The sequence below is a fragment of the Halomonas sp. KO116 genome (genome assembly GCF_000734975.2).
Taxonomy (GTDB): domain Bacteria; phylum Pseudomonadota; class Gammaproteobacteria; order Pseudomonadales; family Halomonadaceae; genus Vreelandella; species Vreelandella glaciei.
In genome coordinates this window covers 2,171,137-2,195,651 of the sequence record NZ_CP011052.1, presented here as the reverse complement: position 1 = coordinate 2,195,651, position 24,515 = coordinate 2,171,137, and the positions used below count along the sequence as shown (strand labels likewise).

Genomic DNA, 24,515 nt, shown 5'->3' with positions numbered 1-24,515 from the left:
TTATTTCAGTGACATAAACTTGCTAAAATGTGTAATTAACAGCTTAATTCGCCACATCCTAGTAGTTTAGCTAGGTATTCGCACTGAGAGTTTTGGTTTTTGCCTCCACAACGATTGATAAAGCGCCGCGCACTACCGGTTAACACCCCCCTTGTTGACCTCATGCCGCCTGAGACTCGAACTCAGCGAAGGCGTTTGCGCGCCTGTCATGAATGTGACTGGGTATCCGCACTACCACCACTCAGCTCTGGTGAAAGAGCAAGCTGCCCAAGGTGCTCGCATGTATTAGTCAAACGCCATCGCTACCCTGCTCAGCGCAGCATGGCGCTCGCCATCGCATCTCTCATTGCACTAATGGTGGCCGTCTCATTTCCTTTTATTAGTTTTACCGTTAGCGGGGTTAGCAACCGCATTGAGTTAACCCAAACCGCCACTGCCCTGATTGGCTTTCATCAACCGCTCGTCGCAATCGCCATCATCATGACCATAGTGGTATTGCCAGCGGTATACCTGCTTGGCGTGCTTTGGCTCCAGTTTGGCCTCTTGCGGGATCACCCTCTGCCTTTTAGCCGCGATATAGCCCGCTCATTAGCGCATTTAACGCCATGGATGATGGCCGACGTATTTATTATTGGCGCCCTGGTAAGCCTGATCAAAATAGCGGGCCTAGCCGATGTTGAGCTAGGTATATCCTTTTGGGGTTTTTGCGTGTTTGCACTGCTACTACTGATGACCACTCAATCTATCGACGCAGATTGGATGTGGTTCTCGCTAGAGGGAGAACCCCTGGCCCCCGACGGCACTCAAACTGGAATCCCTGCCGCTGGCCAAGGGCTAACTGGCTGCCCCACCTGCGGGCTTATTAATCGTCTATCGCCACAGGGCCGAGGACATTGTATTCGCTGCCATGAAAAGCTTCACCAGCGGTTACCGCATAGCTTACAGCGCACATGGGCACTGCTGGGCGCCTCCGCGATTATGTACATTCCTGCTAATGTTTACCCTATTATGACCACCACAAGCTTGGGCAACTCTTCACCATCAACCATCATAGGCGGTGTCGTTCAACTGATACAGATGGGCTCCTGGCCAATTGCAGCCGTCATTTTCATAGCCAGCGTTATCGTACCAGTCGGCAAATTAGTTGCCTTAACCTGGCTTTGCCTAGTCGTTAGACGCAGCAGCGTCTTGAATGCCCAAAGCCGTACTCGGCTTTATCGCTTAACGGAATTTATCGGCCGCTGGTCGATGGTCGATGTTTTTGTGGTCGCTATTTTGGTGGCGCTGATCCGCGCAGGATCATTAATGTCAATTACACCAGGTCCAGCTGCACTCGCCTTCGGCTCTGTGGTTGTGTTAACCATGTTGGCGGCGATGACATTTGATCCACGCTTAATATGGGATACATCACCTCCCCATAGAAACTCTCTTCGCCACTTTCTTCTTCGCCGTAAAGCGGCCACCAAGGAACCTGTTGATGGCTAATGAAACAACTCCGCCTACTTCCAACCAGGCTAATGCTGACTCCGCCAGCGAACAGGATTTAAATAAGGCCAAGACATCGCGTCAAACGCGCCTTTCTCCTATTTGGGTAGTGCCTATCGTCGCCATTGCGATTGGCTTATGGCTGGTATATGACAACTACTCCAGTCGGGGCACCCAAGTCACGCTTACCATGGATAATGCAGAGGGCATCGAAGCGGGCAATACACTGATCCGCAGTCGCAATGTTGAAATTGGTCGTGTACAGAGTGTGCGTCTATCCGATGATCTCTCTCATGCAGTATTAACCGCACGCATCCAGCCGGAAGTCGAGGATATGCTGCGCGAAGATAGTCGCTTCTGGGTGGTTAAACCGCGCATTGGGCGTGAAGGGATTAGTGGCTTGGGTACCGTACTATCCGGCGCTTACATTCAGCTTGAGCCCGGCACTGAAGAAGCACCTAGACGCGAGTTTCCTGTCAGCGATATCCCTCCCGTCGCCCCGGCCGGGCAGGCAGGCCTGCGACTAAGCCTAACCAGCCAACTGGGAAACTCCCTTCGCGTCGGCGACCCGGTTTCCTATCAGGGCTACACCGTGGGGCGCATTGAAGAAAATAGCTTTGAACCTGATTCACGCACTATGCAGCATCAGGTATTTATTGAAGAGCCGTATACCGACTTAGTGACCGACAGCACACGTTTTTGGACCTCTAGTGGTATTGATTTTCGTTTAGGTGCTGATGGTGTACGCGTTAACGTCGAATCCATTGAAGCCTTACTCGGCGGCGGCGTTACGTTTGGCGTACCTGAAGACCTACCTATGGGGCAGCCAGTCGAAGCCAATACGCGCTTCACCCTTTATGCTGATGAAGATGCGGCACGAGAAGGCACCTTTAATCGTTACTTAGAGTATGTACTGCTGGTAGATGAAACGGTTCGCGGTCTTTCAAAAGGAGCCCCTGTAGAGTTTCGCGGGGTGCGAATGGGCACTGTTGCCGCCGTGCCCTGGAACTTTACCGCTCCTCAGCCTGACTCGCGCGCGCGCTTTGCAATTCCTGTCTTGATACGGATTGAGCCGCAGCGCCTGGGTATTGAAAATAGCGATATTAATCTAGAAGAGTGGCAAGCTCGTTTCGAGCGCATGTTTGGTCTGGGGCTTCGCGCGTCACTCAAAAGTGGCAATCTGCTGACAGGCGCACTGTTTGTCGACTTAAACTTCCAACGAGACCCTGCCGACGAGTATGTCGCTGAACGATTCTCTGAGCGCGACGTATTCCCTACGGTGGCGGGCGGGTTTGCGCAGATTCAAGCACAAGTGACCGATTTGCTTGAGAAACTGAACAGCCTTGAGGTTGAGCCGTTACTTGCTGGCTTGGATCGTAATTTGCAGGCCTCTGAGGGTGTTCTTAATGAAGTACGTGAAGTAAGCGCTTCTCTCAATCAGCTGCTGAATGATCCGGAGACCCAGGCGATTGGTGGCAACCTAAACGGGACTCTTGAGGAACTACGTAGCACGCTGGAAGGGCTGTCTCCGTCATCGTCCGCTTACCAAGAGCTCACCACTGCCATCGAACGACTGGATCGCTTAATGCGTGACTTGCAGCCACTTACCCGCACGCTTAACGACAATCCCAGGGCTCTGCTGTTTGATAACCTGGATGCCCAAGACCCCATTCCGCGCGCGCCACGTGATTAAGGAGCCCTCCATGCTTATAGGGACGAGTATGACGAACTGGATCAAGTGTTTACTGCTACTAATGATCTGCGCACTGGTAACCGCTTGCGCCAGCAGTGTTACTCCCCCTGCGCGCTATATGCTACCGAGCGACACTGTGAGCAGTACCACTAACCAGCCAGAGGGTACACTCGTACTGAGTAGCCCTCGACTTGCGCATTATCTTGACGTTGACGGCATAGTGATGCAGTTAGACGATATTACGCTGAACGCGGCACGTGAGCATCAGTGGGCGGAAGGGTTGGATAGGCAGTTAGAACGCCGCATGCGCGCCAATTTATCGCAAGCGATGCCCACGCTCAGGGTGATGCGCGCAGAGGGCGAACCCGCTAACGCATTGACCCTGCGCCTTACTGTTGATCAATTCCAAGGCCGTTTTGATGGTGTCGCCGTCGCGAGTGGCCAATGGCAATTAGTCAACAGTGCTGGCGAACTGTTGGTAATGGAGAATTTCTACTCGGAGACACCGCTTGAAACAGATGGCTACCCAGCGCTCGTGCGCGCTCTGAGCGAAAGCTGGGATCAAGCCGCCGAGCTTATCGCCAATGAAATACGCCAAGGCAATTATTTTAATTAATTCAAGGCTTACTAACCACGGTTTGCTGAACTACGCTAAATATCAGCCTTCTCAGGAATGTTCTCATGATAGTTGAAACGAACAACACTGCTGAATTGCCCGCTGAACAACTGCGCGAGGCGGTCAATGCGTTAATGCAGACAGTGACCTCCCTGCTGGAGGGAGAGGCGACACTCGCAACCCTTGAAACAGCATTGCATAGTCACGACGCTCTACTCGATCAGTTAGCCATTCACTCGCTCGACGCGTCAACGCTAGCCGCGCTTGAGCGTATTGAGCAATTTATTACGCTGCACGCGGGAAATTACTATCAAACCACCTGCGCCGAGCTCGATAACAAACAAAAAAATCGTTTTATTTCTCTTTTTGCACGACGACTACTCGCCCTTGATGGGTTGGGACCGGCGACGGCACAACAACTATTTCAGCTAGGCGTATTCACACCCGAGCAATTTTTTGGGTTAACACCTGGCGAGCTTGCCCAGCTGCAATTACCGCCCGCGACATTAGCTCGGTTGATCCCTCTTCATGCCCAGCATTCACCACTGACACAAGAGAGCTAAACAGGCTGGCATTGTATATTCGTGTTACACTGCTCGGCTAATTACTGATACGTAAGTTTTCTGATGTGCCCGTGCACATCAGTCTCAGCATTTCTTAGCGCTGTAATCTTCACGTCTCCTTTCACGGTCATCCACGGCTAACTAACGACCATCGCGGCATGTTGAGATATCTGGCACACTTCGCTGCCGCGAAGGTCAATCAACCTCGCTTTTTGAACATTACATCTAGTGACAATAACCACTTACCGGTATTAACTCACTAGGTGATTGCGGAGAACGCATGAGCTTTTCTGAACTTGGCCTGCACGCCGATTTATTACGCGCTGTCACAGCGCAAGGTTACACTGAGCCTACCCCGATACAACGACAGGCTATTCCCGTTGTACTTGAAGGCCGCGACATGCTGGCCAGCGCCCAAACCGGCACTGGTAAAACCGCTGGTTTTACGCTGCCAATGCTGCAACGCTTAAACACCGGCAAACGACCTGGGAAACGTCAGGTACGTGCACTGGTGCTAACCCCTACCCGTGAGCTTGCCGCTCAGGTAGGCGAAAGCGTGTCGACCTATGGCCAGCATCTGGCACTACGCTCCCACATTATTTTTGGTGGCGTCGGCCAACAGCCTCAAATCGATGCACTAAAAGCCGGTTTGGATGTACTGGTTGCCACCCCAGGCCGCTTGCTGGATCTTCACCAGCAAGGGCATGTGGATCTCTCCTGTGTAGAGATTTTAGTGCTTGATGAAGCCGACCGCATGCTGGATATGGGCTTCATTCATGACATTAAGCGCTTGCTGCGTCTGGTCCCCAAAAAGCGCCAAAATCTGCTGTTCTCGGCGACGTTCTCTAATGAGATCCAGACCCTGGCACAACAGCTGCTGGATAATCCGGCGATGATTGAAGTAGCGCCGCGTAATGCTACTGCCGATAAAATTGAGCAGGCGATTTACCGTGTTGATCGCGAGAAGAAACGTGAGTTGCTGGCCCACTTGATTCAGCAAAACGGCTGGTTCCAGGTGCTGGTATTTACGCGCACCAAACATGGCGCTAACCGCCTTGCAGAGCAGCTCTCCAAGCAGGACATCCCTTCCATGGCGATCCATGGCAATAAAAGCCAGGGAGCTCGCACTCGCGCGCTAACGGCATTTAAGAGCGGTGACCTGCAGGTACTCGTGGCCACCGATATCGCTGCTCGTGGACTGGATATCAATGAGTTGCCCCACGTCGTCAATTTTGACCTACCCAACGTGGCGGAAGATTATGTCCACCGCATTGGCCGCACCGGTCGTGCTGGCAGCAATGGCGAAGCCGTTTCATTGGTGTGTGTCGATGAAGATGCCTTGCTAGGCAATATTGAGCGGCTAATCAAGCAGAAGCTAACAAAGCACATTGAACCTGGCTTTGAGCCCGACCCCAGTATCAAACCTGAGCCCATCGAAAATGGCCGACGCAATCAACGTCAGCCTCGCGCTAAACGCAAACCCGAAGGCCAGAGTGCCAATACCGGTGGCGAGCGTAAACGTCGCGCGCGGCGCTAGCTCAGAGTGCAGGAATATGCGAAGGTGTCGTTTTTGCATATTCCAAGCCGCTGTTTCCAGCAGCTATTTTAGCCAATACTTTTCACGGAGTGATTATGGCGTCTTCTCAACTGATGGCCGAGTACCGCCAATGGCTGACGTTTCAACGTCAAGAGCAGCTCAGCCGCGAACATCAAGGGATCGTACAGCGCTTAGAGGACGCCCGGGCGTCGGCTAATCAGGTGGTACAGGCCTATCGCAGCATGGCTGAAAAAGCGTCGGTTGAAGGCGCCTGCTACCGCACGATTTTCTTACGCCAACGGGATGACAACCACGCACTTCCCTGCGAAGGCTGGCTATTTGTGCGCCGTGTGCTTAGCGAAGGCAATAGCACTCGTGTACGCGTTACCTTGCTTGAAACCTTTACCCTTGAAGATGGCATCTTGGCGCCAGGCGATAAACCTGCTCGCAAGCTTACTTTAGAAATATTTGACCAGTTGAATATGGATAAAGGCATGCGCACAAACGTCAGGGTCGACTGTCTGGACACTCCCCAGGACTACCACTTCATTACGCTACTCGATGCCGTTCGCGGAGACTTGCGTCCCCACCTTAAGTAAATACTCGTATGGCAACGCGTCGCTCGATTACGTTTATTTTGCTGATGGTTGTGGTGGGGCTTAATTTACGCCCCGCCATGTCTTCGGTTGCCCCATTGCTTACTCGCCTGCAAGAAAGCGCGGGGCTTTCCGCTACTGCTGCGGGGCTACTCACCACGCTCCCAGTACTGTTTTTAGGCCTCTCCGCCCCACTTGCCCCTGCCCTGGCTAAACGCATAGGCAGCGAACGGGCGCTGAGTGCGGCACTGACACTGCTGGCTGCTGGGTTGATTTTGCGTGGTTTACCCCTCCCCGGTGGGCTCTTTATCGGCTCAGCAATGGCAGGCTGTGCGATCGGCATTGGCGGCACCCTGCTACCGGCCCTGGTTAAGCGTGAACTCCCCGACAGCGCAGACCTGCTCACCGGCTTATACACCATGGCGCTCTGCTTAGGTGGCGCGTTAGGAGCCGGGTTTAGCGTCCCATTAACGCAACTGCTCGGCAGTTGGCAGGCGAGCTTGATGAGCTGGTCATTGCTGGCGCTATTCGCGCTGGTGCTGTGGCACTTCCAAATGCCCCGCACCACAATGACAAGCACGCCTACAGCGCGCAAAAGCGGTATTTTACGGCTTCTTAAACAACCGCTCACCTGGCACGTTATGCTGTTCATGGGCATTCAATCATCCATGGCGTACATCGTATTTGGCTGGCTGCCTACACTGCTGGTTGATCGCGGTTATAACGAGGCCGATGCGGGCTGGACCATGGCGATTTCTATTATGTGCCAGCTTGCCTCGGCACTGAGCGCCCCCTGGCTTGCACGTATGGGACGTGATCAGCGCCCCGCGCTATTGATTGTGCTGCTTAGCACCGCCCTTGGTCTGTGGATGCTGCTGATCGCGCCACTAATATGGAAATGGCCAGGCGCTGCACTACTGGGTATCGGCCAGGGCGGCAGCTTTAGCCTGGCGCTAAGCCTGTTAGTCTTACGCACAGCCAACTCGCGCCTTGCCGGTCAGCTTTCTGGGCTCGTTCAGGGCGGGGGTTATACATTGGCAGCACTAGGGCCTTTTGGTGTGGGGATTATGCTGCAATCGGGCGCCAACACATCACAGATAGCTTGGCTGTTAATCGCACTGATCACGGTTTGCTGTGGCTTCGCGCTACTGGCGGGCCGCAATCAGCGATTGGATGACCAGAGCGGCGAACTTTTGATACAGCGTGTAACGCCCACTTTCTGATTAACAGTTTTCGCATAAAGCCCCAGGAGATGGCGATGCCCCCCTACTCCCCTCTAGCCGACAGTGTTCCCACCCAAGAGCGCATTTTAGTTATTTACACGGGCGGCACCATCGGTATGCAACAGCATGCAGAAGGACTTGCGCCTGGCGGCGACTTTACAACTCGCATGGCGACGGCTCTTAACCAGTTACCACTTGCCCAACAGCAATTACTTCCACCTTACCAGGTCATCAGCTACGCCACGCTGATTGACTCAAGTGCGGCTACTCCGCTCACTTGGCAACAGCTCGCCCGTGATATTAACGACCAGTTAACGGCCTACGCCGGTTTCGTGATTATTCACGGCACCGATACACTCAGCTGGACCGCCGCTAGCCTTGCCTATCAACTTCAGGGCTTAGATCGACCAGTGGTCGTCACGGGCTCAATGTCGCCCTTGGAATCGCCCGGCAGCGATGCCTTGGACAATTTGCACGGCGCGCTGCAGTTTGCTGCTAAGCCTGAACTCCAAGAGGTGGCTATTTACTTTGCAGGGCAATTACTGCGGGGCGTCCGCGCCATCAAGCAGCATAGCGAAGCAGCCAACGCCTTTGCCAGCCCCAACTACCCACTGCTCGGCGAGCGCGTAGGCGACGATTTTGTTTATTACCCCAGCCGCGGGCTTGGCCTGCAACAGCGTGGCGCACCGCGTTTCGAGCTCCCCGACTACCGACTGGTCAATCAGGGAGAGATCGTTCGCATCGCTCTTTGGCCGGGCATATCAGCTTGGCAGTTGGACGCCTGGTTGAGCGATTCGCGGGTTAAAGGGGCGTTACTTCAGCTTTGGGGCGCTGGCAACCTCCCTGGCGACCCCAGTGTGCTGGACGTTCTCGCCAGGGTCAGGGGGGAAGGCAAGCTGCTCGCCGCCATTAGCCAGTGCCCACAGGGCAGTGTCCACCTGGGTGCTTACGCAGCTGGGCATGGGCTGAGCAATGCAGGTGTACTCGCAGGCGATGATATGACGCCAGAGGCGGCTTTCACCAAGCTGGCTCACTTACTGGCCCAGCCACTCGCGTTAGAAGACCGGCAACAGCTCTTTTTGACGTCGCTAGTCGGTGAACGCTAGCAAATCAAAGCGGTTGAATAGTGGCGTAGGCTGAGAATCCAGCTATGTTATAAGAAGACTTTTAACCGCTTGAAGGAGCAACAAATTATGGAAAAACCGGTACACCATTTCAGCGAGCTATTCGAGCAATTGGGACTGGCATCTGACGCAGATTCAATCGAGCGCTTTATCCAACGCAACGCCCCGCTCCCAGAAACGATGCCGTTGGCTGAAGCCCCCTGCTGGAACGAGGGTCAGGCAGAATTTCTAAAAGAAGCGGTAGAGGAAGATGCGGATTGGGCAGAGGTCGTCGACCACCTTGATGCCTCGATGCATAAAACTCAATAACTCATCGGTTTGATCAACACCACGCCGCCTAGTGCGGCGCTATCGATTTAACCGTGCCTCAACGCGTTCGAGAATCTGACGGCTGACTTTACTGACTAGCGGCTTGGCCGCTTTGTTAACGGCTTTCTCCATTAAGCGGTTGCGAATTTCATAGCTTAGCGTCAACGCCACTTCGGTACCTTCTGGCACTTCGCGAAGGCGATAGCGGCCCTGATTCTTGACGCCATTCAGCGACTCCCAGGCAAGCACATTGGGTGGCTGAATCTCAGTAACCATGACATCAAACGCCCAGTCCATACCCACAGCGCGTACGTGCCAGCGATAACGATTTTCGCCCAAGGTCTCTATTGACCGAATCAGATCCGAGTAATCGGCAAAATCCTCGACGCGGCGCAATAGATCAAAGACGCGTTCCGGCGGAGCGTTAATGATTTCACTATGTTCAATCGTTGCCATTGGTTCGCCTCTAACAACATGGATGGTTAGCGTAGCATGTTGATATTAATGCTGCCCACCTACGCATTTTTCACCTCAATGAGGTACGGCGATAGACGCCAGAACTGGTCAGATTAACGGCTATTGCGTAAACTGCCGCCCTTCCGGACCGGACCCCGGAACGCCGCGCCAGCAAATTGCTGCTCGCGATCAATAAATTCTCCGACAACGAGTGTTTTCTCATGTCATCAATACCCCCTGTGGCCGCTGATAGCGCCACGACCGTCGTTATCTACTCCGGTGGAATGGACTCTTTTACCGTACTTCACCGCGCGCTGCGCGAAGGGCTTACCGTCCACGCCCTCTCGTTTGACTATGGCCAGCGGCATGCTCGTGAACTCGACACTGCTCGTCAGGTATGCACCACGCTTGGCGTGCCCCACCAGGTGGTCGATATTCGCGCTATCCACGGGCTGATTAACAATTCAGCGTTGACCAACCCAGACCAAGCGATGCCCCACGGCGACTACGCCGCGGACACTTTACGCGCTACGGTGGTGCCTAATCGCAATATGATTTTACTCTCTTTGGCGATTGCCAAAGCGGTCAATATTGGCGCAGAGCGAGTCGATTACGGTGCCCATGGCGGCGATCACATATTGTACCCAGACTGCCGTCCCGAGTTCGTTGAGGCAATGAACCATGTCGCAGGCATTGCCAACTTCGAGCCCGTCACGCTCCACGCGCCATACCTCTCCTCAAGCAAGGCCGAGATTTTGCGTGAGGGCTTGGCCATGGGCTTGAACTACCGCCACACCTGGACATGCTACGAAGGCCGTGAATTAGCCTGCGGCGTTTGCGGTAGCTGCCGCGAACGACTAGCCGCCTTTGCCGCTAACGGGGTGACAGACCCACTGCCATATACCTCAGACACCGCAGGACAACGCTGATGTATCAAGTTAAAGAAGCGTTTTATACCCTGCAGGGGGAAGGCGCCCAGGCTGGTAGAGCAAGTGTTTTTTGTCGTTTTAGCGGTTGCAACCTGTGGTCGGGCCGCGAAGTGGATCGTGCAACGGCTAAATGCACGTTTTGCGATACCGATTTTATTGGCACGAACGGTATCAACGGTGGCAAGTTTGCCACCGCCGAAGCCCTTGCCGAACACATCGCAGCCCTTTGGCCTACCCAAAGCGGTGGTGACAAGCCCAAAGCAACTCCCTATGTCGTGTTTACCGGTGGTGAGCCTTTGCTGCAGCTTGACGCGGCGTTGATTGCCACGCTACACCGCCATGGGTTTGAGGTGGCCGTCGAAACCAACGGCACGCTGGCGCCACCCCCTGGCATTGATTGGCTGTGCGTTAGCCCCAAGGGCAACAATCCCTTGGTCGTTACCCATGGCGACGAATTAAAGCTCGTTTACCCCCAGGCTGATGCGCCCCCGGAGCAGTTTTCAAGCTTGGATTTTCACCACTTTTTTTTACAGCCGATGGATCTTGCTCCCCTACACCAGGACAAGACGACCGTTGCTGAGACGACCGCTTACTGTATGGCTAATCCACAGTGGCGTCTTTCGCTGCAAATGCATAAATTAGCAGGTTTTGATTAATGGCTTTATTCGTTCAACAACTGACCCATATCGATGTCTCGCTTTGGTGCGCCAAGCGCGGCTTGGTCGGCTGTAGCTGGCAGGTAGACGCGGTGCTGGAAGGCGAGCTGGGTGAAGACGGCATGCTTTTCGATTTTGGTGAAGTGAAGCCGTGGATCAAACGCACTCTGGACAGCGGGCTAGACCATACCCTGCTGGTCCCCACCGAGGCACCAGGCATCAGTGTCTCCGAATGCCCTGAAGGATTATGCGTTCGCACCACGACGCCCTACCCGATGGAAGTACGCGGGCCGAAAGAGGCATTCACCCTGCTTCCCTGGCAAGCCATTACGCTTGAAATGGTCGCCGAGCATTTAAGTCACCAACTGACCGAGCAGCGTCCTGAAAATGTTGACCGGGTTTCCCTGACACTGAGCGATGAACCCAACGACGGTGCCGCATACGGCTACAGCCACGGCCTGAAACGACACGCAGGAAATTGCCAGCGCATTGCCCACGGCCACCGTTCACGACTGTATATCTGGCAGCAGGAGGCGCGCCAAACCCTGCTTGAGCAACAGTGGGCGGCACGGCTGGATAATCGCTATCTTCTTGAGGAGGCAGATATCGCGGCTCGCAATAGTGAAACGCTTACCTGCCGCTACCGAGCCGCCCAGGGGGATTTTTCCATTACCCTGCCACAGTCGCTGTGTACCGTGCTGCCCGGTCCGACCACGGTAGAAAATATTGCGGCCTGGCTGGCACAGGAAGTCGCCACACAGAGCGGTCAAGCCACACGCATTCAGGCATTCGAGGGTATCAACAAGGGCGCGATTGCTATGTTTTCACCAAGTGCTGCGCAATGAGCGAGGAATGTCGTGCGGGGTGTGGTGCCTGCTGCATTGCGCCTTCGATTAGCTCTGCTATTCCCGGCATGCCAGAAGGCAAGCCGGCAGGGGTACGTTGTGTTCAGCTAGATGAGCACAACCTGTGTCGTCTATTTGGTGACCCGAGCCGCCCAAAGGTTTGCGAACGTTTTAACTTTGATGCCAGCGTGTGTGGCGAGCACCGAGAAGAGGCGCTCGCCACGCTGACCTGGCTAGAAGAAGACACACGTTAGAAAGTGCAATTTCTGCCCCTCTGCCAAAGACAACTCCCTTAGGGCTAGCTTTCAATGCTCACGGGGAGCGGCAAACGGCGGTCCAGCAAGCTGATCCAGCGTGTCAACACCGGGGCATCACTGTGGCTGACTTCGCTCAACAAGCGCCTGAAACTCTCTTTGGCCTGCTGGTCATTAGGCTCAATGCGCGTCAACCATAGCTCAAGGGCCGCCAGCTCCTGGTGACGGTTGCCATGCTCGCGAGCTTGGTTAATCGCCATCTCAGCTAATGCTTTCACCTCATTGGCGGGATGCCCAAGCAGATCACGCACCTTGGCAAGCTGGGTGGCTAATTCCGGCAGGAATAGCGTTGTCCTTTCACGGGCGATCACTAAGCACTGATCCAGGTAATCCTCTGCAGCGTTTAGCTCGCCCAGCTCAATACACGCATCCGAATACCAGAGCACTGGCCGCTGGTAGCGGTTACGCCCTTTCAGCTCGGCCATCTGATCTAGACAGTCACGCAGTTGGGTAAGCCCCGCCGTATCCCCTGCCAACGCCCGCTGCCAGCCGAGAATAATTTGTGCGGAAATTTGCCATAGCTGCAAATCTGGTGTGCCGGTCATAGCGGCCGCTCGCTCGGCGTGCCGGGCAGCCAGATGAACGTGTCCCAATTGACGATAAAGCGCCGCGGCAAATAATAGCGCCATCGCCAAAGTCCCAGGGTGTGCAATCTTCTCCGCTAGGCGAATCGCCGACGAGACTTGACGTTCAGCGCGCTGATAATCGCCACGCAAACAGAGCGCCCAGCCTTGAAAGCAGGCAGCAGAAACCTGCGGGTGATCAGAGAATGGCAGCCACTCAATCATCATCTGCGCATTCAGCGGATCAATTTCATCCAAGTGATCGTGCGCCTGCTGAATGCGCCCAGCCCAATACTCGCAATTAGCCCGGGCATAATCGGCTAAACGGCGATAACGCGGGTCTTCGAGACGAGACGCGATATCGGCCAGAGTTGAAGCCAAAGCAAACGCATCCGCATGGGCATAGCGCTGACTACGACCGACCCAGAGCCCCCATTTGACCAGGAATATCTGTTCAAGATCTTCCGGGTCTTCAAGGCTATCGCTGCCCGATTCACGCAGCAGCTCTCGTGCACGCACAAAGCTTTCGTGGGCGGTCGGTGAACCATGCCCCTCTAACGAAAAGGCCGCCTGACCGCGAACGGTGAGCAGACTCACTTCACGCTCGATCTCGTGCTCAACATGGCGAAGGCTCGCTAAGCCGAAATCCGCCATACGCAGTGCGGTTCGGTTAGCACTGACCTTGAGCGCTTCCCGAGCGGCCAGCTCAAAGTAACGGGCGCCACGGGCATAGTGCCCACTACGACGTAGGTGGGTCGCGAAATCACCGGGGTGACGACTGATCCATACCGGAAAACGCTCTTCTATTAAAGTCACCACCTGCTGGTGCAGCTTGACCCGCACATCTCTCGGGCAAGAGAGATAAGCGGCTTCCTGCAGCAACTGGTGACTAAACTGGAATTCATGGTCACCACTCTCTTTATCAACCGGCTCAACAATTTCCAGTACCCGCATATGCTCAAGCGCTTGGTTAAGCCGACCTTTTTCCCAGCCACTGCACTCAAGTAGAAAATCCAACCGAAAGCGCTTACCCAGTACCGCTGCTACGTGGGCAATTTCACGGTCGCCCTCAAGTTGATCAATACGGCTTGCTAAAAGCCCTAATAACCCTTTGGGCAGTTCTTCAAACTGAACACTGCGCCCTTCTCGGCGATCCATATCCAAACGACGGCAAATCTCCTGCATATACAGAGGCACACCATCGCAGCGCTCAATAATTTGATTACGCAACCGCGGACTCAGGTGGATACGGTAACGGCGGGAAAGCTGCGACAATAGCCGTGAAGACTGCAGCGCATCCAGGTTGCCTAAGCTAATTTGCTGATCCCAGTGCAATTTCACCGGCAACGCTTCACGCCCATGATGACTAGCGACCAACATAAAAGCAGTATTGATGGGTAGTCTTGCCTGCAACCCTGCCAATACTTTAAAGGAGGGTTCATCCAGCCACTGTAAATCATCAATCATGAACACCAGCGTGTGGGTCGTTGCTTGCCGCTCAATTAAACGGTGCAAAAGCATCACGACCAGCTCAACGGCTTCGCCACTTTGGGCAAGCTGGGTGATCTCCTGTACTTCATGCACTCCAAGCGCTTGCTCCAACAGATGCTGCCGGTCAGCCGTCAGCTGATCAAACCCTAGCGTTGCCTGTAGTTCGTGAATGGCTTCAACGGTAAGCGCCTGCTTGAGATACCAGCCAACCAGCGTGCGGGCCACCCCATAAGGGTCTAGCACCGAAAGACGCGTGGTGGGCTGCCAGCATATCGCCGCGTCACGGCTAAGTTCTAATTGGCGAAAACCGACCATTAACGCCGATTTTCCCATACCCGAGGCACCACGCACCAATACACTTTGGCGCAAGCCAATACCCGCCCGCGCCAGCGCATCGCGCAGGGTACGCAGCGACGTCTCACGGCCCACCAAGCTGGGGGGAAGTGCATCGCGGCCGCCTTCGTTCTGGCCCAGCACCAGAGCACGCAGGCGCACACGACCATCGCTGGCGATCAAACGTGACACCAGGCGTGGCTGAAGATCAAGCGCGGGCGGCATATGCTGACTGGCTTCTTGGGAAATAACCAGTTCACTACCTTCTGCAGCGCTCATCAGCTCCAAAGACATTTGCGTGACTTGCCCTAACGGGTCCGCCAACTGACGCTCGGGTAGGTACACCACACGACCGCTGTGCAAGCCAGCGGCCAACTCAAAGTGCGGTATATCACCCTCACCAGTCCAGTGGCGCCCGCTCTCTTGGGGAAGGGCCTGACGACAATGCTCATAAAGCGCCACTAGCTCCGCCAACTGATGCGCGGGGCCATGAGTGCCGAAACAGGCCAAGCCTAAGCCGCCCGTAGCACCTGGAAGCCAAAAGCCGCCTAAGTGATGGCACTGCTGCTCTAACCAGCGTAGTAATTCCAACTGCAGCGTAAGGCAGTGGCGTGTCGCCGCGCGATCTTGCCACTCCCCTTTTAGATGCAAGCGTATAGCCATCACGGAGAGCTGACGCAGTTCGATTTCATCTTCACGGAGCGGCTTACTATCTGCTGCCAGCGCGCGCGAAAAGGCACCTTGAGGGCTCATCATCCGCGGGTCGTGGTGGCCATCTGACCAGTAGCTGGCTAACTGCAGAAAGCTTGGCTCAGGCTGCTGACCCGACAGCGCTAACAGCTGTAAATAGCTGTTGTATTGCTCATGGGCAGCAGCCATTTGGTTCTGTTCGGCGAGTTGACGAACCAAACGCTCATGAAAGGGACCGTAGCCTGAAAAGCGGCTGACCAACGCTTCCAAAATTGCATCAGGTACATCGGCGTGAGCTTCGAGCACCTGTTCAGCAAAACGAATGACACGCTGACGCCACTCATTACGAACTTGGACTAACCAACGCTGAAATTCGCTACAGTTGGTCAGTTGCAGCTCTTCAATCAAGTCGCCTTGGTAACAAGACATCAGCGCTTCAAGGGTATTTAAATCGCGGGGTCCTTCTAAGAGCCGCTGCAGCGTATGGAGGTCAACCTGCCAGTTATTAGGAAGTTGAAAAGCAATCGTTTGCCGGGAGACACTTAATACATGGTCAGCGCTCTCACCTAACGATTGGCGCAAACAGTGCAGCGCATGGCGCAGGTTGGTTCTGCCTGATGACAACCCTTGGTCGGGCCACAACAGCTCTGCCAGAGCAGCCCGATTGACCGGCTGGCGGTGCAGCAAAAGATAAACAAGCAGCGCTTTCACTTTGTCGTAACTAAAGTGGGTCAATACATCTTCGCCCTGGGTAAGCGAAAAGTGGCCGAATAAGGTTAACTGGTCTGTCTCACGAGCATCGCGCATGATAAACATCCTGCCGGGCTAAGCGGCTTAAGCTGGCACACCGCTATGAAAACGAAAAGCCGTATCGGGCGAAGTAATCAGCTCCGCTTCACGCGCTACAAAAAAAGCGATCCGCTCGTCAATAGAGCTTGCTGTTTGCTGGCGAGCGAGCAACAAATAGTCTTCAAAATGACGGCCTTCTGACTTCACAAGAGTGCGATAAAACTTGGCAAGCTCTTCGTCTAAATAAGGGATCAAACAAGCGAACCGTTCACAGCTACGTGCTTCAATAAGTGCACCGATGATTAACACATCAATTAGCCGTTCGGGATCATTACTACGCAAGTGTCGCCTAAGCCCTTCAGCGTAGCGTGATGCCGTTAAATGTTGGTAAGCAACGCCGCGTGCTTCCATGAGCGCGACTACCTGCTCGAAATGGAGCAGCTCTTCACGGGCTAATTGCGACATTTTGCTGAGCAACAGCGGTTGATCAACATAGCGATAGAGTAGACTCATTGCCGTAGAAGCGGCTTTTTTTTCACATTGCGCATGGTCGATTAATAGCGTTTGAGGATTTTCGAGCGCCCACTGTAGCCATGCGTCAGGGGTTGCACAGGCCAGAAACTGGTGCAGACTTTCAGGCAACAAATCATCCGCTTTTAACGCATGGTCAGCCCTTTGCAAGGCATTCGTTTGTAAAGTACTGGATTGTATCGACATAACACCATTACCAATCTTGTGTTTCATTATTGTACAACATATAAGCGCTAAAAACGCTCAGTCCCTGTTAGGTACAAATCTTTATACCTTGCATCGCCTATTACTAATGTAATCATTCGCTCAAAAATGCTCCATACACTTTATAAGCACACTATTAATACGATGCCTCTAAGGTTATAAATTGAGGTCTATGGTAACCCGCTGTAACCCCAATCACACCCGCACCACCCTATGTTAACTTAGAAAATGGTAAAAACTTTCCTGATTTTGAGCCAAACGACTAATAAAAAGGTGCTTTTTGATTCATTTAGATCGTAGCATCAACATAAAGTACAACAGACGTCACGCCATGCCAGCTTAACATTGTCGACAGTTTGCCGTAGAATCTCGGCCATCCAACCATATGCTGTTTGTCAAGCGTATGTCATATGTGATTGGTCCACTTTCCAACACTGCGCAGCCAATACGGTGCTACGTGTAGGCCGTCACCATAAAGTAAATCAGAACGTAGATGAGAGGGCCCCAACGTGCTTGAAGCTTACCGCCAACATGTCGAGGAACGTGCTGCTGAGGGCATCCCGCCCAAACCCCTAACCGCCGAACAAGTAGCGTCAGTGGTTGAGCTGCTTAAAACGCCACCGGCCGGTGAAGAGGAGTTTATTCTCGATTTAATCACCAATCGCGTACCGCCCGGTGTTGATGAAGCCGCGTATGTAAAAGCGGGTTTTCTAACTGCAGTCGCGAAAGGTGAAGCAAGCTCGCCGCTGATCGACAAGGTGCATGCTGTTAAACTGCTTGGCACCATGCAGGGCGGCTACAACATTGTTTCAATGGTTGAACTTCTCGATAACGAGGAGCTTGCCCGTGAAGCTGGTGAGCAGCTCAAGCACACACTGTTGATGTTCGATGCTTTCCATGATGTCGAAACACGCGCCAAGAACGGCAATAGCGTTGCTAAAGAAGTCATTCAATCTTGGGCAGATGCTGAGTGGTTCCTCTCTAAACCGGCCCTGGCTGAAAAAATTACACTCAGCGTGTTTAAAGTACCTGGCGAAACCAACACGGATGACTTGTCTCCGGCGCCAGATGCTTGGTCACGCCCTGATATACCGCTGCACGCCAATGCGATGCTTAAAAACGAGCGTGATGGCATTGAGCCTGTGGTGCAAGGCACCACAGGCCCGCTCAAGCAGATTGAAGACGTTAAAGCAAAAGGCTTTCCGGTTGTTTACGTTGGTGACGTTGTGGGCACTGGTTCATCACGTAAATCAGCGACTAACTCCGTACTCTGGTTCTTTGGCGACGACATTCCTTACGCCCCGAACAAGCGCGCTGGCGGTTTCTGCTTTGGTAGCAAAATCGCGCCTATCTTCTTCAACACCATGGAAGACTCAGGCGCCCTGCCGGTAGAGATGGACGTCACCAACCTGAACATGGGCGACATCATCGACGTTTATCCTTATGAAGGCAAAGTCTGCAAGCATGGCAGCGATGACGTCATCACTACGTTTGAACTTAAAACGCAGCTGATCCTGGATGAAGTTCGTGCTGGCGGCCGTATCCCTCTTATCATTGGTCGCGGACTAACCGGCAAGGCGCGTGAGTCGTTGGGAATACCGGCCTCTGACGTTTTCCGCTTACCCGATCAGCCCAAAGATACTGGCAAAGGCTTTACCTTAGCCCAGAAGATGGTTGGCAAAGCGTGTGGTTTGGACGGCGTTCGCCCAGGCATGTACTGCGAGCCTAAAATGACCACCGTTGGGTCTCAAGACACCACCGGCCCGATGACACGCGATGAGCTGAAAGACCTTGCTTGCCTAGGCTTCCAGGCCGATCTGGTCATGCAGTCTTTCTGCCATACCGCCGCTTATCCTAAGCCGGTCGACGTGGATACCCACCACACTCTGCCGGACTTCATCATGAACCGCGGCGGTGTTTCACTACGCCCCGGCGACGGTATCATTCACAGCTGGCTGAACCGCATGCTGCTGCCTGACACAGTAGGCACCGGCGGCGACTCGCACACCCGCTTCCCGCTGGGCATCTCGTTCCCAGCCGGTTCAGGCCTGGTAGCATTTGCTGCTGCTACCGGTGTAATGCCGCTGGATATGCCGGAATCGGTACTGGTTCGCTTTAAGGGCCAACGTCAGCCGGGCGTTACGCTGCGCGATCTGGTTCACGCCATTCCACTTTACGCCATCAAGCAGGGCTTGTTGACGGTCGATAAATCCAACAAGAAAAACGCCTTCTCAGGCCGCGTGTTGGAAATTGAAGGTTTGGAAGACCTAACCGTCGAGCAAGCCTTTGAGCTTTCCGATGCCTCTGCCGAGCGTTCTGCTGCTGGCTGTACGATTACGCTGTCAGAAGAGAGCGTGACCGAATACTTGAAGTCCAACATCACCCTATTGAAGTGGATGATGGGCAACGGTTACGGTGACGAACGTACCATTAGCCGCCGTATTGAAGGTATGGAAGCATGGTTGGCTAACCCGAGCTTGATGCGTGCCGACCAAGATGCCGAGTACACTGAAGTTATCGAAATTGACCTGGCTGAAATTAAAGAGCCGGTTCTGTGTGCCCCGAACGACCCCGACGATGCTCGCCTGCTATCAGAAGTAGCTGGCCAGAAAATCGACGAAGTCTTTATCGGTTCATGCATGACTAACATCGGCCACTTCCGGGCTGCGGGTAAGTTGCTTGAAAAGCAGCCTGCCGGTAGTTTAAAAACCCGGCTGTGGCTGGCACCACCGACGAAAATGGATCAGCACCAGCTGACCCAAGAAGGCTACTACGGTATTTACGGTCGTGCCGGTGCCCGCATGGAAATGCCGGGTTGTTCACTGTGTATGGGTAACCAGGCGCGCGTTGCTGCCAAGAGCACCGTCGTGTCTACGTCTACACGAAACTTCCCGAACCGCCTGGGCGATGGTGCCAACGTGTACCTTGCCTCTGCGGAACTGGCGGCTGTTGCCGCGGTAGAAGGACGCCTACCCAGCGTTGAAGAGTATCAACGTTACATGGGTGAGTTTGACGCCATGGCTGGCGAGATTTATCGTTATATGAATTTTCACGAAATCGAGGAGTATCAAAAGATCGCCTCTAACGTGATTCCGATCGCTCAAGAAGCTTAGTTTAACGCTTGAGTCTGATCACCCCATCGCCGATGCTCGCACCATCGCAGAGAATGTGACAGATTGCATTTTCTGAGTCGATGACCGAACGCCCCGCCACTGTTCTTCAGGGCGGGGCGTTTTTTTGCACTGCCTTTGGACACCGGTTTAATATCAACAGCCTCTACCATTAGGAGCGTGTGATGACGAATTCAACGCAAATTGTGACACCCGATCTTTGTGATGCGCACCCAGAAGTCGCCGTGCTAGACCCACTGTTTGTTAACTTTGGCGGTCTTGAAGCCTTTTATGGTCCTATTCGCACCATTAAATGTTTTGAAGATAACTCCATGGTTAAGCAGGCGGTCGCCGAGCCAGGTAATGGCGCGGTACTGGTGGTCGATGCAGGCGGCTCGCATCGCTGCGCCATGCTGGGTGATATGCTGGCAGAGCAGGCCGTCGCCAACGGCTGGGCAGGCGTTGTGATGTACGGCTGCGTGCGTGATGTGGATATACTCGCCGCCTTGCCGATTGGCGTTCAGGCATTGGGAAGCCATCCCCGCAAGAGTGAAAAGCACGGTGAAGGTCAGCGCGACATCGACGTCACCTTTGCAGGCGTCACCCTTCAGCCCGGACAGTGGTTATATGCAGATAACAACGGCATTATTGTTGCTGCGCAAAAGCTGTCACTTTCCTGACTATTTTTACTACCTATAAAGGTTGATTACAGTCCACTTGCCAGGTGTGGTGCTTACTGCCACCCTGGTGATTCATTCTTACCGTTTAGTGACGATGCAGCCTTTGACCTACCTTGGCTCTGCCTTACTGCGCACGCTGCGCGATCATCTTCGCCCTCTGATCGCCTATCACCTCTTTTTTACCCTGCTCGCCTCAGCCTTACTGCTGCCAGCGATCACCTGGGTGACGCGTGGGCTGCTGGCCCAACTCAACCGCACCGTCGTCACCAATGATGAATTGATTGCTCTGCTCTTTAGCCCGCTGGGATTGATAGGCATGCTGATAGGGCTTGGGTTCGCTTTTCTGATTATTTACTGGCAGCAGGCAGGCATGCTGCAGGTAGCCGTCAGACCGCGCGATAACCATTACCGGCTCGCCCTTGAAGCACTCTGGCTGAGCACTCGTCGGCTGCACACCCTGGCGGGCCTTGTCATACTTCAAGTAGGCACACACTTATTATTGCTCGCGCCCTTTATGGCCGGCCTCACATGGCTTTACGACTTCTGGCTGAGCGACATAGACCCTTACTACCTTCAGCGTGTGCGCCCTCCTGCACTGTGGTACTTCATTGGCTGCGCCCTCCCCCTGATCATTGCCTGGATATGGGCGGCCTCATGGCTCTATCTGCGTTGGCTGCTCGCACTGCCCTTAGTGGCCCTGGAAAGTTGCAACCCCTGGCAAGCACTGAAGCGTAGCGTGAGCCTAACGCGCGGCTGGCGCCGTTCGATTGGTGCAGCGGTGTTGCTCTTGCTACTGATTATTATCAGCCTGCCGTTACTGACCACGTTGCTATTCGACCGGCTATTTACGCCCTTGCTGTGGTGGCTGCCTGAGCATAACGCCGTACTCATACCGGCGATGTTGGCGTACCTGTTGGGCTATGTGCTGATTACACTGACCATTACCTTTTTGGGTATTGCCACTAACGCCCTCCTTTCTGCCTGCTTGTACATGCAGCTGGCGCATCAAGAACCACGCCCAGCGGCCCCACCGGACGATACGAACGCAGGGCGCCTTGCCTGGGCGGTTGAGCTCAGTGTGCTTGTTTTTGCCGGCCTTCAAGCGTGGTGGATTCTGAATAGCTTCGAAATTCGTGACAACGTCGCAGTGATAGCCCACCGCGGGAGCTCCATGGTGGCTCCTGAAAACACCCTCTCTGCATTAGAGCAGTCACTTATTGATGGTGCTGACTATATCGAAATTGACGTACGCTTGAGCAGTGACCAGCAGGTAATGCTCTACCATGACCGCAGCATGGCACGGCTAACTGGCGACAGCCGTGAGTTTGGCGAGCTAACCAGAGACCAACTTAGCCAATTCGATGTGGGCAGTTGGTTTGGAGATGCGTTTCAAGGCGAGAACATTCCTGGCCTGGACGAAGCGCTCGAAAGAGTTCGCGGAAAAGCAGGGTTAATGATTGATATCAAGCCCTTGCCGGGTCAAGAGCAAGCGTTAGCCGATGCCGTTATTGATACCTTAAATACCGAGAGCGACATTCGATACCGCTGCTGGGCAACCCAACAAAGCGCCTTTGATGGTTATACCGCCTGCGGTTTCCCCAATACGCTGTTGGATATGCGGATGGCGACCATGTCGCCGTCACTACTTGAGTATATTAATGCCCGGGCGCCAGAACTACGAGTTACTTTGTTGGCGCAGCTCATTCTGCCCGGCACACTCAATCGACGTGGCTTTGATGCACTCGGCCTACGCCATAACCGCATCACGGAAGGAGAAGTTCGCCTGGCACGGCTTTACGGCTACGAAATACACGCATGGACGGTTAATGATCGCGCCAGAATGTCGACGTTGATTGACCTAGGCGTCGATGCCATCATCACCGACTACCCAGATCGTTTAACAGAGCTTATTCAGATTCGCCGTGAGTTAAGTGACGGGGCGCTAATGCTAGTGAAACTGCGCAACTGGCTTCGTCAGTAGCGCTCCTAATCGCCCATCACCACACCCTCACGCCGTGGGTCAGCGCCACCAAACAGCGTACCATCGTTTAGCCGCCTAATGGCTTGTAGCCCGCTGGTCAACTCCCGTTCGCTAACCGTGTGGCCGCGCTCCCTTAGTGACTCAATAGTTTCCTCAGGAAAACGCCCCTCTTCGATGTAAACATCGCCGCCCAACGTAATGGCATGGGGAAGATTGAGTGCTTCCTGGGCACTCAGCCCCCAGTCACGCAGCGCGATTAGAGTGCGGGCCGTATAATGAATGATCGCCGCACCACCCGGCGAACCCAAGCTAGCCACTAGCTCACCGCTTTCTTGATCGAATACCAGCGTAGGGCTCATGCTAGAACGCGGGCGCTTGCCTGGCTCGACTCGGTTCGCCACCGGGTCGCCATCCACTTCAGGAGCAAATGAAAAATCGGTGAGCTCATTATTGAGCAAGAAACCACCCGCTAGGCCTGTTCCGCCATCCGAGAGAATGCGCGAACCGAACGCCTGCTCAATGGTGGTCGTCATGGCCACCGCATTGCCCTCCTCATCCACAATACTGATATGGCTAGTGCCATACTCAGGCTGATCGGGCTGGCTGGCCCAACTAACGGCAAGCTCGCCGGGATTGCCCGGTTCAGCGCTGTCGCCCATGCTCATCTCTTCAATGAGCTCACTGCGTTGCTCAAGGTAGTCAGGGGCCAGCATCAATGACCAATCGCCCCCCGGTGCTTCGACAAAGCCTGGGTCGGCGATATAACGACCGCGGTCAGCAAAAGCGAGCCGCGAGGCTTCCAGAAACTGGTGCAACCACCCGCTGCTTGGAGCGCCGTTATCTAACGGGGCTTCAAGCAGCGGCTGTTGATCGAGCATGCCCAAGATCTGCATCACGGTGAGATGGCCCGACGAGGGAGGCGGAAAGCCGCATACTTCCCACTGCTGCCAAGGCGTGCATAAAGGTTCGCGGTCAAGCGCCTCGTAGCCACGCATATCTTCAACCGACAAACTACCTGGCCGCTCAGGGTGATTCTGAACCCGCTCAACGATATCTTCCGCCACGGAACCTTCGTGCAAGGCAGCGCTGCCTTGGGTTGCTACGCGACGTAGTACCTCTGCCAAGGCCGGATTCTTGAGTGTTTCGCCAACCGCGATAGCCTCACCTTCGCTATCGTAATAAAACTGGCTGGCTAACGGATCTTGGCGCAGAAACTCGTCACTCGTCAGGCTGGTATGCAACCGATTGCTGACAGCAAAGCCTTCTTCGGCCAGGGTAATAGCCGGTGTAAACAATTCTTCCCAGGCTAGCTCACCATGCTCTGCATGGGCTTTTTCAAGCATACGCAGCGTACCCGGCACACCGACAGAAAGGCCGCTAACCACCGCGTCGTTAAACGCAAGCGGCTCGCCATCCTCTAAAAACAGCTCGCCATTGACTCCCTGCGGTGCGGTTTCACGGCCATCATAGGCGCGCACTTCGCTTCCATCGTAATGCATTAGAAAAGCACCGCCACCGATACCGCTGGATTGAGGCTCTACCAAGTTCAGTACCATTTGCACTGCAATGGCCGCATCAATAGCGTTACCACCGGCTTTCAATACTTGATAACCAGCATCGGTTGCGAGCGGGTTGGCTGCCGCCACCGCAAACGACTCAGCCTCCCAGCCTGGCTTCTCTTCATAGCCAGACTCGCTTTCAGGAGCAATGGAGGGTGTCTCGTAGCTAAACCCCCAACTATAAAGCGGCGTTACCAGCAGCACAGGTAGCGCAAACTTAGCTGATTTTGTGAACATT

20 protein-coding genes are annotated in these 24,515 nt (G+C 54.3%); 16 read left to right on the top strand and 4 right to left on the bottom strand.

Features of this window, described 5'->3' with window-relative positions; genetic code table 11:
* Positions 1–162: 162 nt before the first annotated feature.
* The 9 genes from KO116_RS10180 to KO116_RS10140 all read left to right on the top strand — a co-directional run bounded on the left by KO116_RS10180 (position 163) and on the right by KO116_RS10140 (position 9,146).
* Positions 163–1,485, top strand: a complete 1,323-nt coding sequence (locus KO116_RS10180) for a paraquat-inducible protein A (RefSeq protein ID WP_082072575.1) — start codon at positions 163–165, stop codon at positions 1,483–1,485.
* Positions 1,478–3,178 carry an intermembrane transport protein PqiB gene (gene pqiB / locus KO116_RS10175; RefSeq protein ID WP_035557567.1) on the top strand — a complete coding sequence of 567 codons (1,701 nt, stop codon included), beginning with the start codon at positions 1,478–1,480 and terminating at the stop codon, positions 3,176–3,178. Before KO116_RS10180 ends, pqiB begins: the two co-directional genes overlap by 8 nt.
* A gap of 10 nt (positions 3,179–3,188) precedes the next feature.
* The gene (locus tag KO116_RS10170; protein ID WP_235272544.1) at positions 3,189–3,794 is read left to right on the top strand and encodes a PqiC family protein; all 606 of its coding nucleotides are present in this window, start codon (positions 3,189–3,191) and stop codon (positions 3,792–3,794) included.
* Positions 3,795–3,859: 65 nt separating this feature from the next.
* Complete coding sequence (locus tag KO116_RS10165; RefSeq protein WP_035557564.1) at positions 3,860–4,357, top strand: hypothetical protein; 498 nt, start codon at positions 3,860–3,862, stop codon at positions 4,355–4,357.
* A 280-nt stretch (positions 4,358–4,637) separates the two neighbouring features.
* Positions 4,638–5,894: a DEAD/DEAH box helicase gene (locus KO116_RS10160; protein WP_035557561.1), complete on the top strand. Its 1,257-nt coding sequence runs from the start codon at positions 4,638–4,640 to the stop codon at positions 5,892–5,894.
* A 95-nt stretch (positions 5,895–5,989) separates the two neighbouring features.
* Complete coding sequence (locus KO116_RS10155) at positions 5,990–6,493, top strand: hypothetical protein (RefSeq protein ID WP_035557558.1); 504 nt, start codon at positions 5,990–5,992, stop codon at positions 6,491–6,493.
* A gap of 8 nt (positions 6,494–6,501) precedes the next feature.
* Entirely contained in the window at positions 6,502–7,713 is a 1,212-nt protein-coding gene (locus tag KO116_RS10150; protein ID WP_035557555.1) for an MFS transporter, read from the top strand.
* A 29-nt stretch (positions 7,714–7,742) separates the two neighbouring features.
* Positions 7,743–8,819 carry an asparaginase gene (locus tag KO116_RS10145; protein WP_035557552.1) on the top strand — a complete coding sequence of 359 codons (1,077 nt, stop codon included), beginning with the start codon at positions 7,743–7,745 and terminating at the stop codon, positions 8,817–8,819.
* A gap of 87 nt (positions 8,820–8,906) precedes the next feature.
* A complete protein-coding gene (locus KO116_RS10140; RefSeq protein ID WP_035557549.1) occupies positions 8,907–9,146 on the top strand; it encodes a DUF2789 domain-containing protein in 240 nt (79 codons plus the stop codon).
* 39 nt (positions 9,147–9,185) lie between these two features.
* Here KO116_RS10140 and KO116_RS10135 read toward each other — a convergent pair whose 3' ends face one another.
* Complete coding sequence (locus KO116_RS10135; protein ID WP_035557546.1) at positions 9,186–9,602, bottom strand: SRPBCC family protein; 417 nt, start codon at positions 9,600–9,602, stop codon at positions 9,186–9,188.
* Positions 9,603–9,823: 221 nt separating this feature from the next.
* Between KO116_RS10135 and queC the strand changes: the two genes are divergently transcribed.
* From queC to KO116_RS10115, 4 genes are read left to right on the top strand one after another with little or no spacing between them, the layout of a single operon-like run.
* The gene (gene queC / locus KO116_RS10130; protein ID WP_035557543.1) at positions 9,824–10,531 is read left to right on the top strand and encodes a 7-cyano-7-deazaguanine synthase QueC; all 708 of its coding nucleotides are present in this window, start codon (positions 9,824–9,826) and stop codon (positions 10,529–10,531) included.
* On the top strand, positions 10,531–11,187 hold the full coding sequence (gene queE / locus KO116_RS10125) for a 7-carboxy-7-deazaguanine synthase (protein WP_035557540.1): 657 nt from the start codon (positions 10,531–10,533) through the stop codon (positions 11,185–11,187). The genes queC and queE overlap by 1 nt, the downstream gene beginning before the upstream one ends.
* On the top strand, positions 11,187–12,032 hold the full coding sequence (locus KO116_RS10120; protein ID WP_035557537.1) for a 6-carboxytetrahydropterin synthase: 846 nt from the start codon (positions 11,187–11,189) through the stop codon (positions 12,030–12,032). Before queE ends, KO116_RS10120 begins: the two co-directional genes overlap by 1 nt.
* On the top strand, positions 12,029–12,286 hold the full coding sequence (locus KO116_RS10115; RefSeq protein WP_035557534.1) for a YkgJ family cysteine cluster protein: 258 nt from the start codon (positions 12,029–12,031) through the stop codon (positions 12,284–12,286). The genes KO116_RS10120 and KO116_RS10115 overlap by 4 nt, the downstream gene beginning before the upstream one ends.
* Positions 12,287–12,330: 44 nt before the next feature.
* On the opposite strand, the gene KO116_RS10110 is transcribed toward KO116_RS10115, so the two are convergent.
* Together KO116_RS10110 and KO116_RS10105 are read right to left on the bottom strand one after the other, a co-directional pair.
* On the bottom strand, positions 12,331–16,230 hold the full coding sequence (locus KO116_RS10110) for an AAA family ATPase (RefSeq protein ID WP_035557531.1): 3,900 nt from the start codon (positions 16,228–16,230) through the stop codon (positions 12,331–12,333).
* 27 nt (positions 16,231–16,257) lie between these two features.
* Positions 16,258–16,929 carry a tRNA-(ms[2]io[6]A)-hydroxylase gene (locus tag KO116_RS10105; RefSeq protein WP_035557528.1) on the bottom strand — a complete coding sequence of 224 codons (672 nt, stop codon included), beginning with the start codon at positions 16,927–16,929 and terminating at the stop codon, positions 16,258–16,260.
* A 527-nt stretch (positions 16,930–17,456) separates the two neighbouring features.
* Here KO116_RS10105 and acnB point away from each other — a divergent pair.
* The 3 genes from acnB (at position 17,457) to KO116_RS10090 (ending at position 22,718) form a co-directional block, all read left to right on the top strand.
* Positions 17,457–20,060, top strand: coding sequence for a bifunctional aconitate hydratase 2/2-methylisocitrate dehydratase (acnB, locus tag KO116_RS10100; RefSeq protein ID WP_035557525.1), 2,604 nt, complete (start codon positions 17,457–17,459; stop codon positions 20,058–20,060).
* 182 nt (positions 20,061–20,242) lie between these two features.
* Positions 20,243–20,737: a ribonuclease E activity regulator RraA gene (gene rraA / locus KO116_RS10095; protein WP_176303724.1), complete on the top strand. Its 495-nt coding sequence runs from the start codon at positions 20,243–20,245 to the stop codon at positions 20,735–20,737.
* Positions 20,738–20,774: 37 nt separating this feature from the next.
* Entirely contained in the window at positions 20,775–22,718 is a 1,944-nt protein-coding gene (locus KO116_RS10090) for a glycerophosphodiester phosphodiesterase family protein (RefSeq protein ID WP_035557518.1), read from the top strand.
* A 5-nt stretch (positions 22,719–22,723) separates the two neighbouring features.
* Here KO116_RS10090 and ggt read toward each other — a convergent pair whose 3' ends face one another.
* Positions 22,724–24,514, bottom strand: a complete 1,791-nt coding sequence (gene ggt / locus KO116_RS10085; RefSeq protein ID WP_035557514.1) for a gamma-glutamyltransferase — start codon at positions 24,512–24,514, stop codon at positions 22,724–22,726.
* Position 24,515: the final 1 nt, after the last annotated feature.

Bases quoted from the DNA above. Each gene is read 5' to 3' on its own strand.
- KO116_RS10180 (WP_082072575.1), top strand. From the start codon at position 163: ATGCCGCCTGAGACTCGAACTCAGCGAAGGCGTTTGCGCGCCTGTCAT.
- pqiB (WP_035557567.1), top strand. From the start codon at position 1,478: ATGGCTAATGAAACAACTCCGCCTACTTCCAACCAGGCTAATGCTGAC.
- KO116_RS10170 (WP_235272544.1), top strand. From the start codon at position 3,189: ATGCTTATAGGGACGAGTATGACGAACTGGATCAAGTGTTTACTGCTA.
- KO116_RS10165 (WP_035557564.1), top strand. From the start codon at position 3,860: ATGATAGTTGAAACGAACAACACTGCTGAATTGCCCGCTGAACAACTG.
- KO116_RS10160 (WP_035557561.1), top strand. From the start codon at position 4,638: ATGAGCTTTTCTGAACTTGGCCTGCACGCCGATTTATTACGCGCTGTC.
- KO116_RS10155 (WP_035557558.1), top strand. From the start codon at position 5,990: ATGGCGTCTTCTCAACTGATGGCCGAGTACCGCCAATGGCTGACGTTT.
- KO116_RS10150 (WP_035557555.1), top strand. From the start codon at position 6,502: ATGGCAACGCGTCGCTCGATTACGTTTATTTTGCTGATGGTTGTGGTG.
- KO116_RS10145 (WP_035557552.1), top strand. From the start codon at position 7,743: ATGGCGATGCCCCCCTACTCCCCTCTAGCCGACAGTGTTCCCACCCAA.
- KO116_RS10140 (WP_035557549.1), top strand. From the start codon at position 8,907: ATGGAAAAACCGGTACACCATTTCAGCGAGCTATTCGAGCAATTGGGA.
- KO116_RS10135 (WP_035557546.1), bottom strand. From the start codon at position 9,602: ATGGCAACGATTGAACATAGTGAAATCATTAACGCTCCGCCGGAACGC.
- queC (WP_035557543.1), top strand. From the start codon at position 9,824: ATGTCATCAATACCCCCTGTGGCCGCTGATAGCGCCACGACCGTCGTT.
- queE (WP_035557540.1), top strand. From the start codon at position 10,531: ATGTATCAAGTTAAAGAAGCGTTTTATACCCTGCAGGGGGAAGGCGCC.
- KO116_RS10120 (WP_035557537.1), top strand. From the start codon at position 11,187: ATGGCTTTATTCGTTCAACAACTGACCCATATCGATGTCTCGCTTTGG.
- KO116_RS10115 (WP_035557534.1), top strand. From the start codon at position 12,029: ATGAGCGAGGAATGTCGTGCGGGGTGTGGTGCCTGCTGCATTGCGCCT.
- KO116_RS10110 (WP_035557531.1), bottom strand. From the start codon at position 16,230: ATGCGCGATGCTCGTGAGACAGACCAGTTAACCTTATTCGGCCACTTT.
- KO116_RS10105 (WP_035557528.1), bottom strand. From the start codon at position 16,929: ATGTCGATACAATCCAGTACTTTACAAACGAATGCCTTGCAAAGGGCT.
- rraA (WP_176303724.1), top strand. From the start codon at position 20,243: ATGACGAATTCAACGCAAATTGTGACACCCGATCTTTGTGATGCGCAC.
- ggt (WP_035557514.1), bottom strand. From the start codon at position 24,514: ATGTTCACAAAATCAGCTAAGTTTGCGCTACCTGTGCTGCTGGTAACG.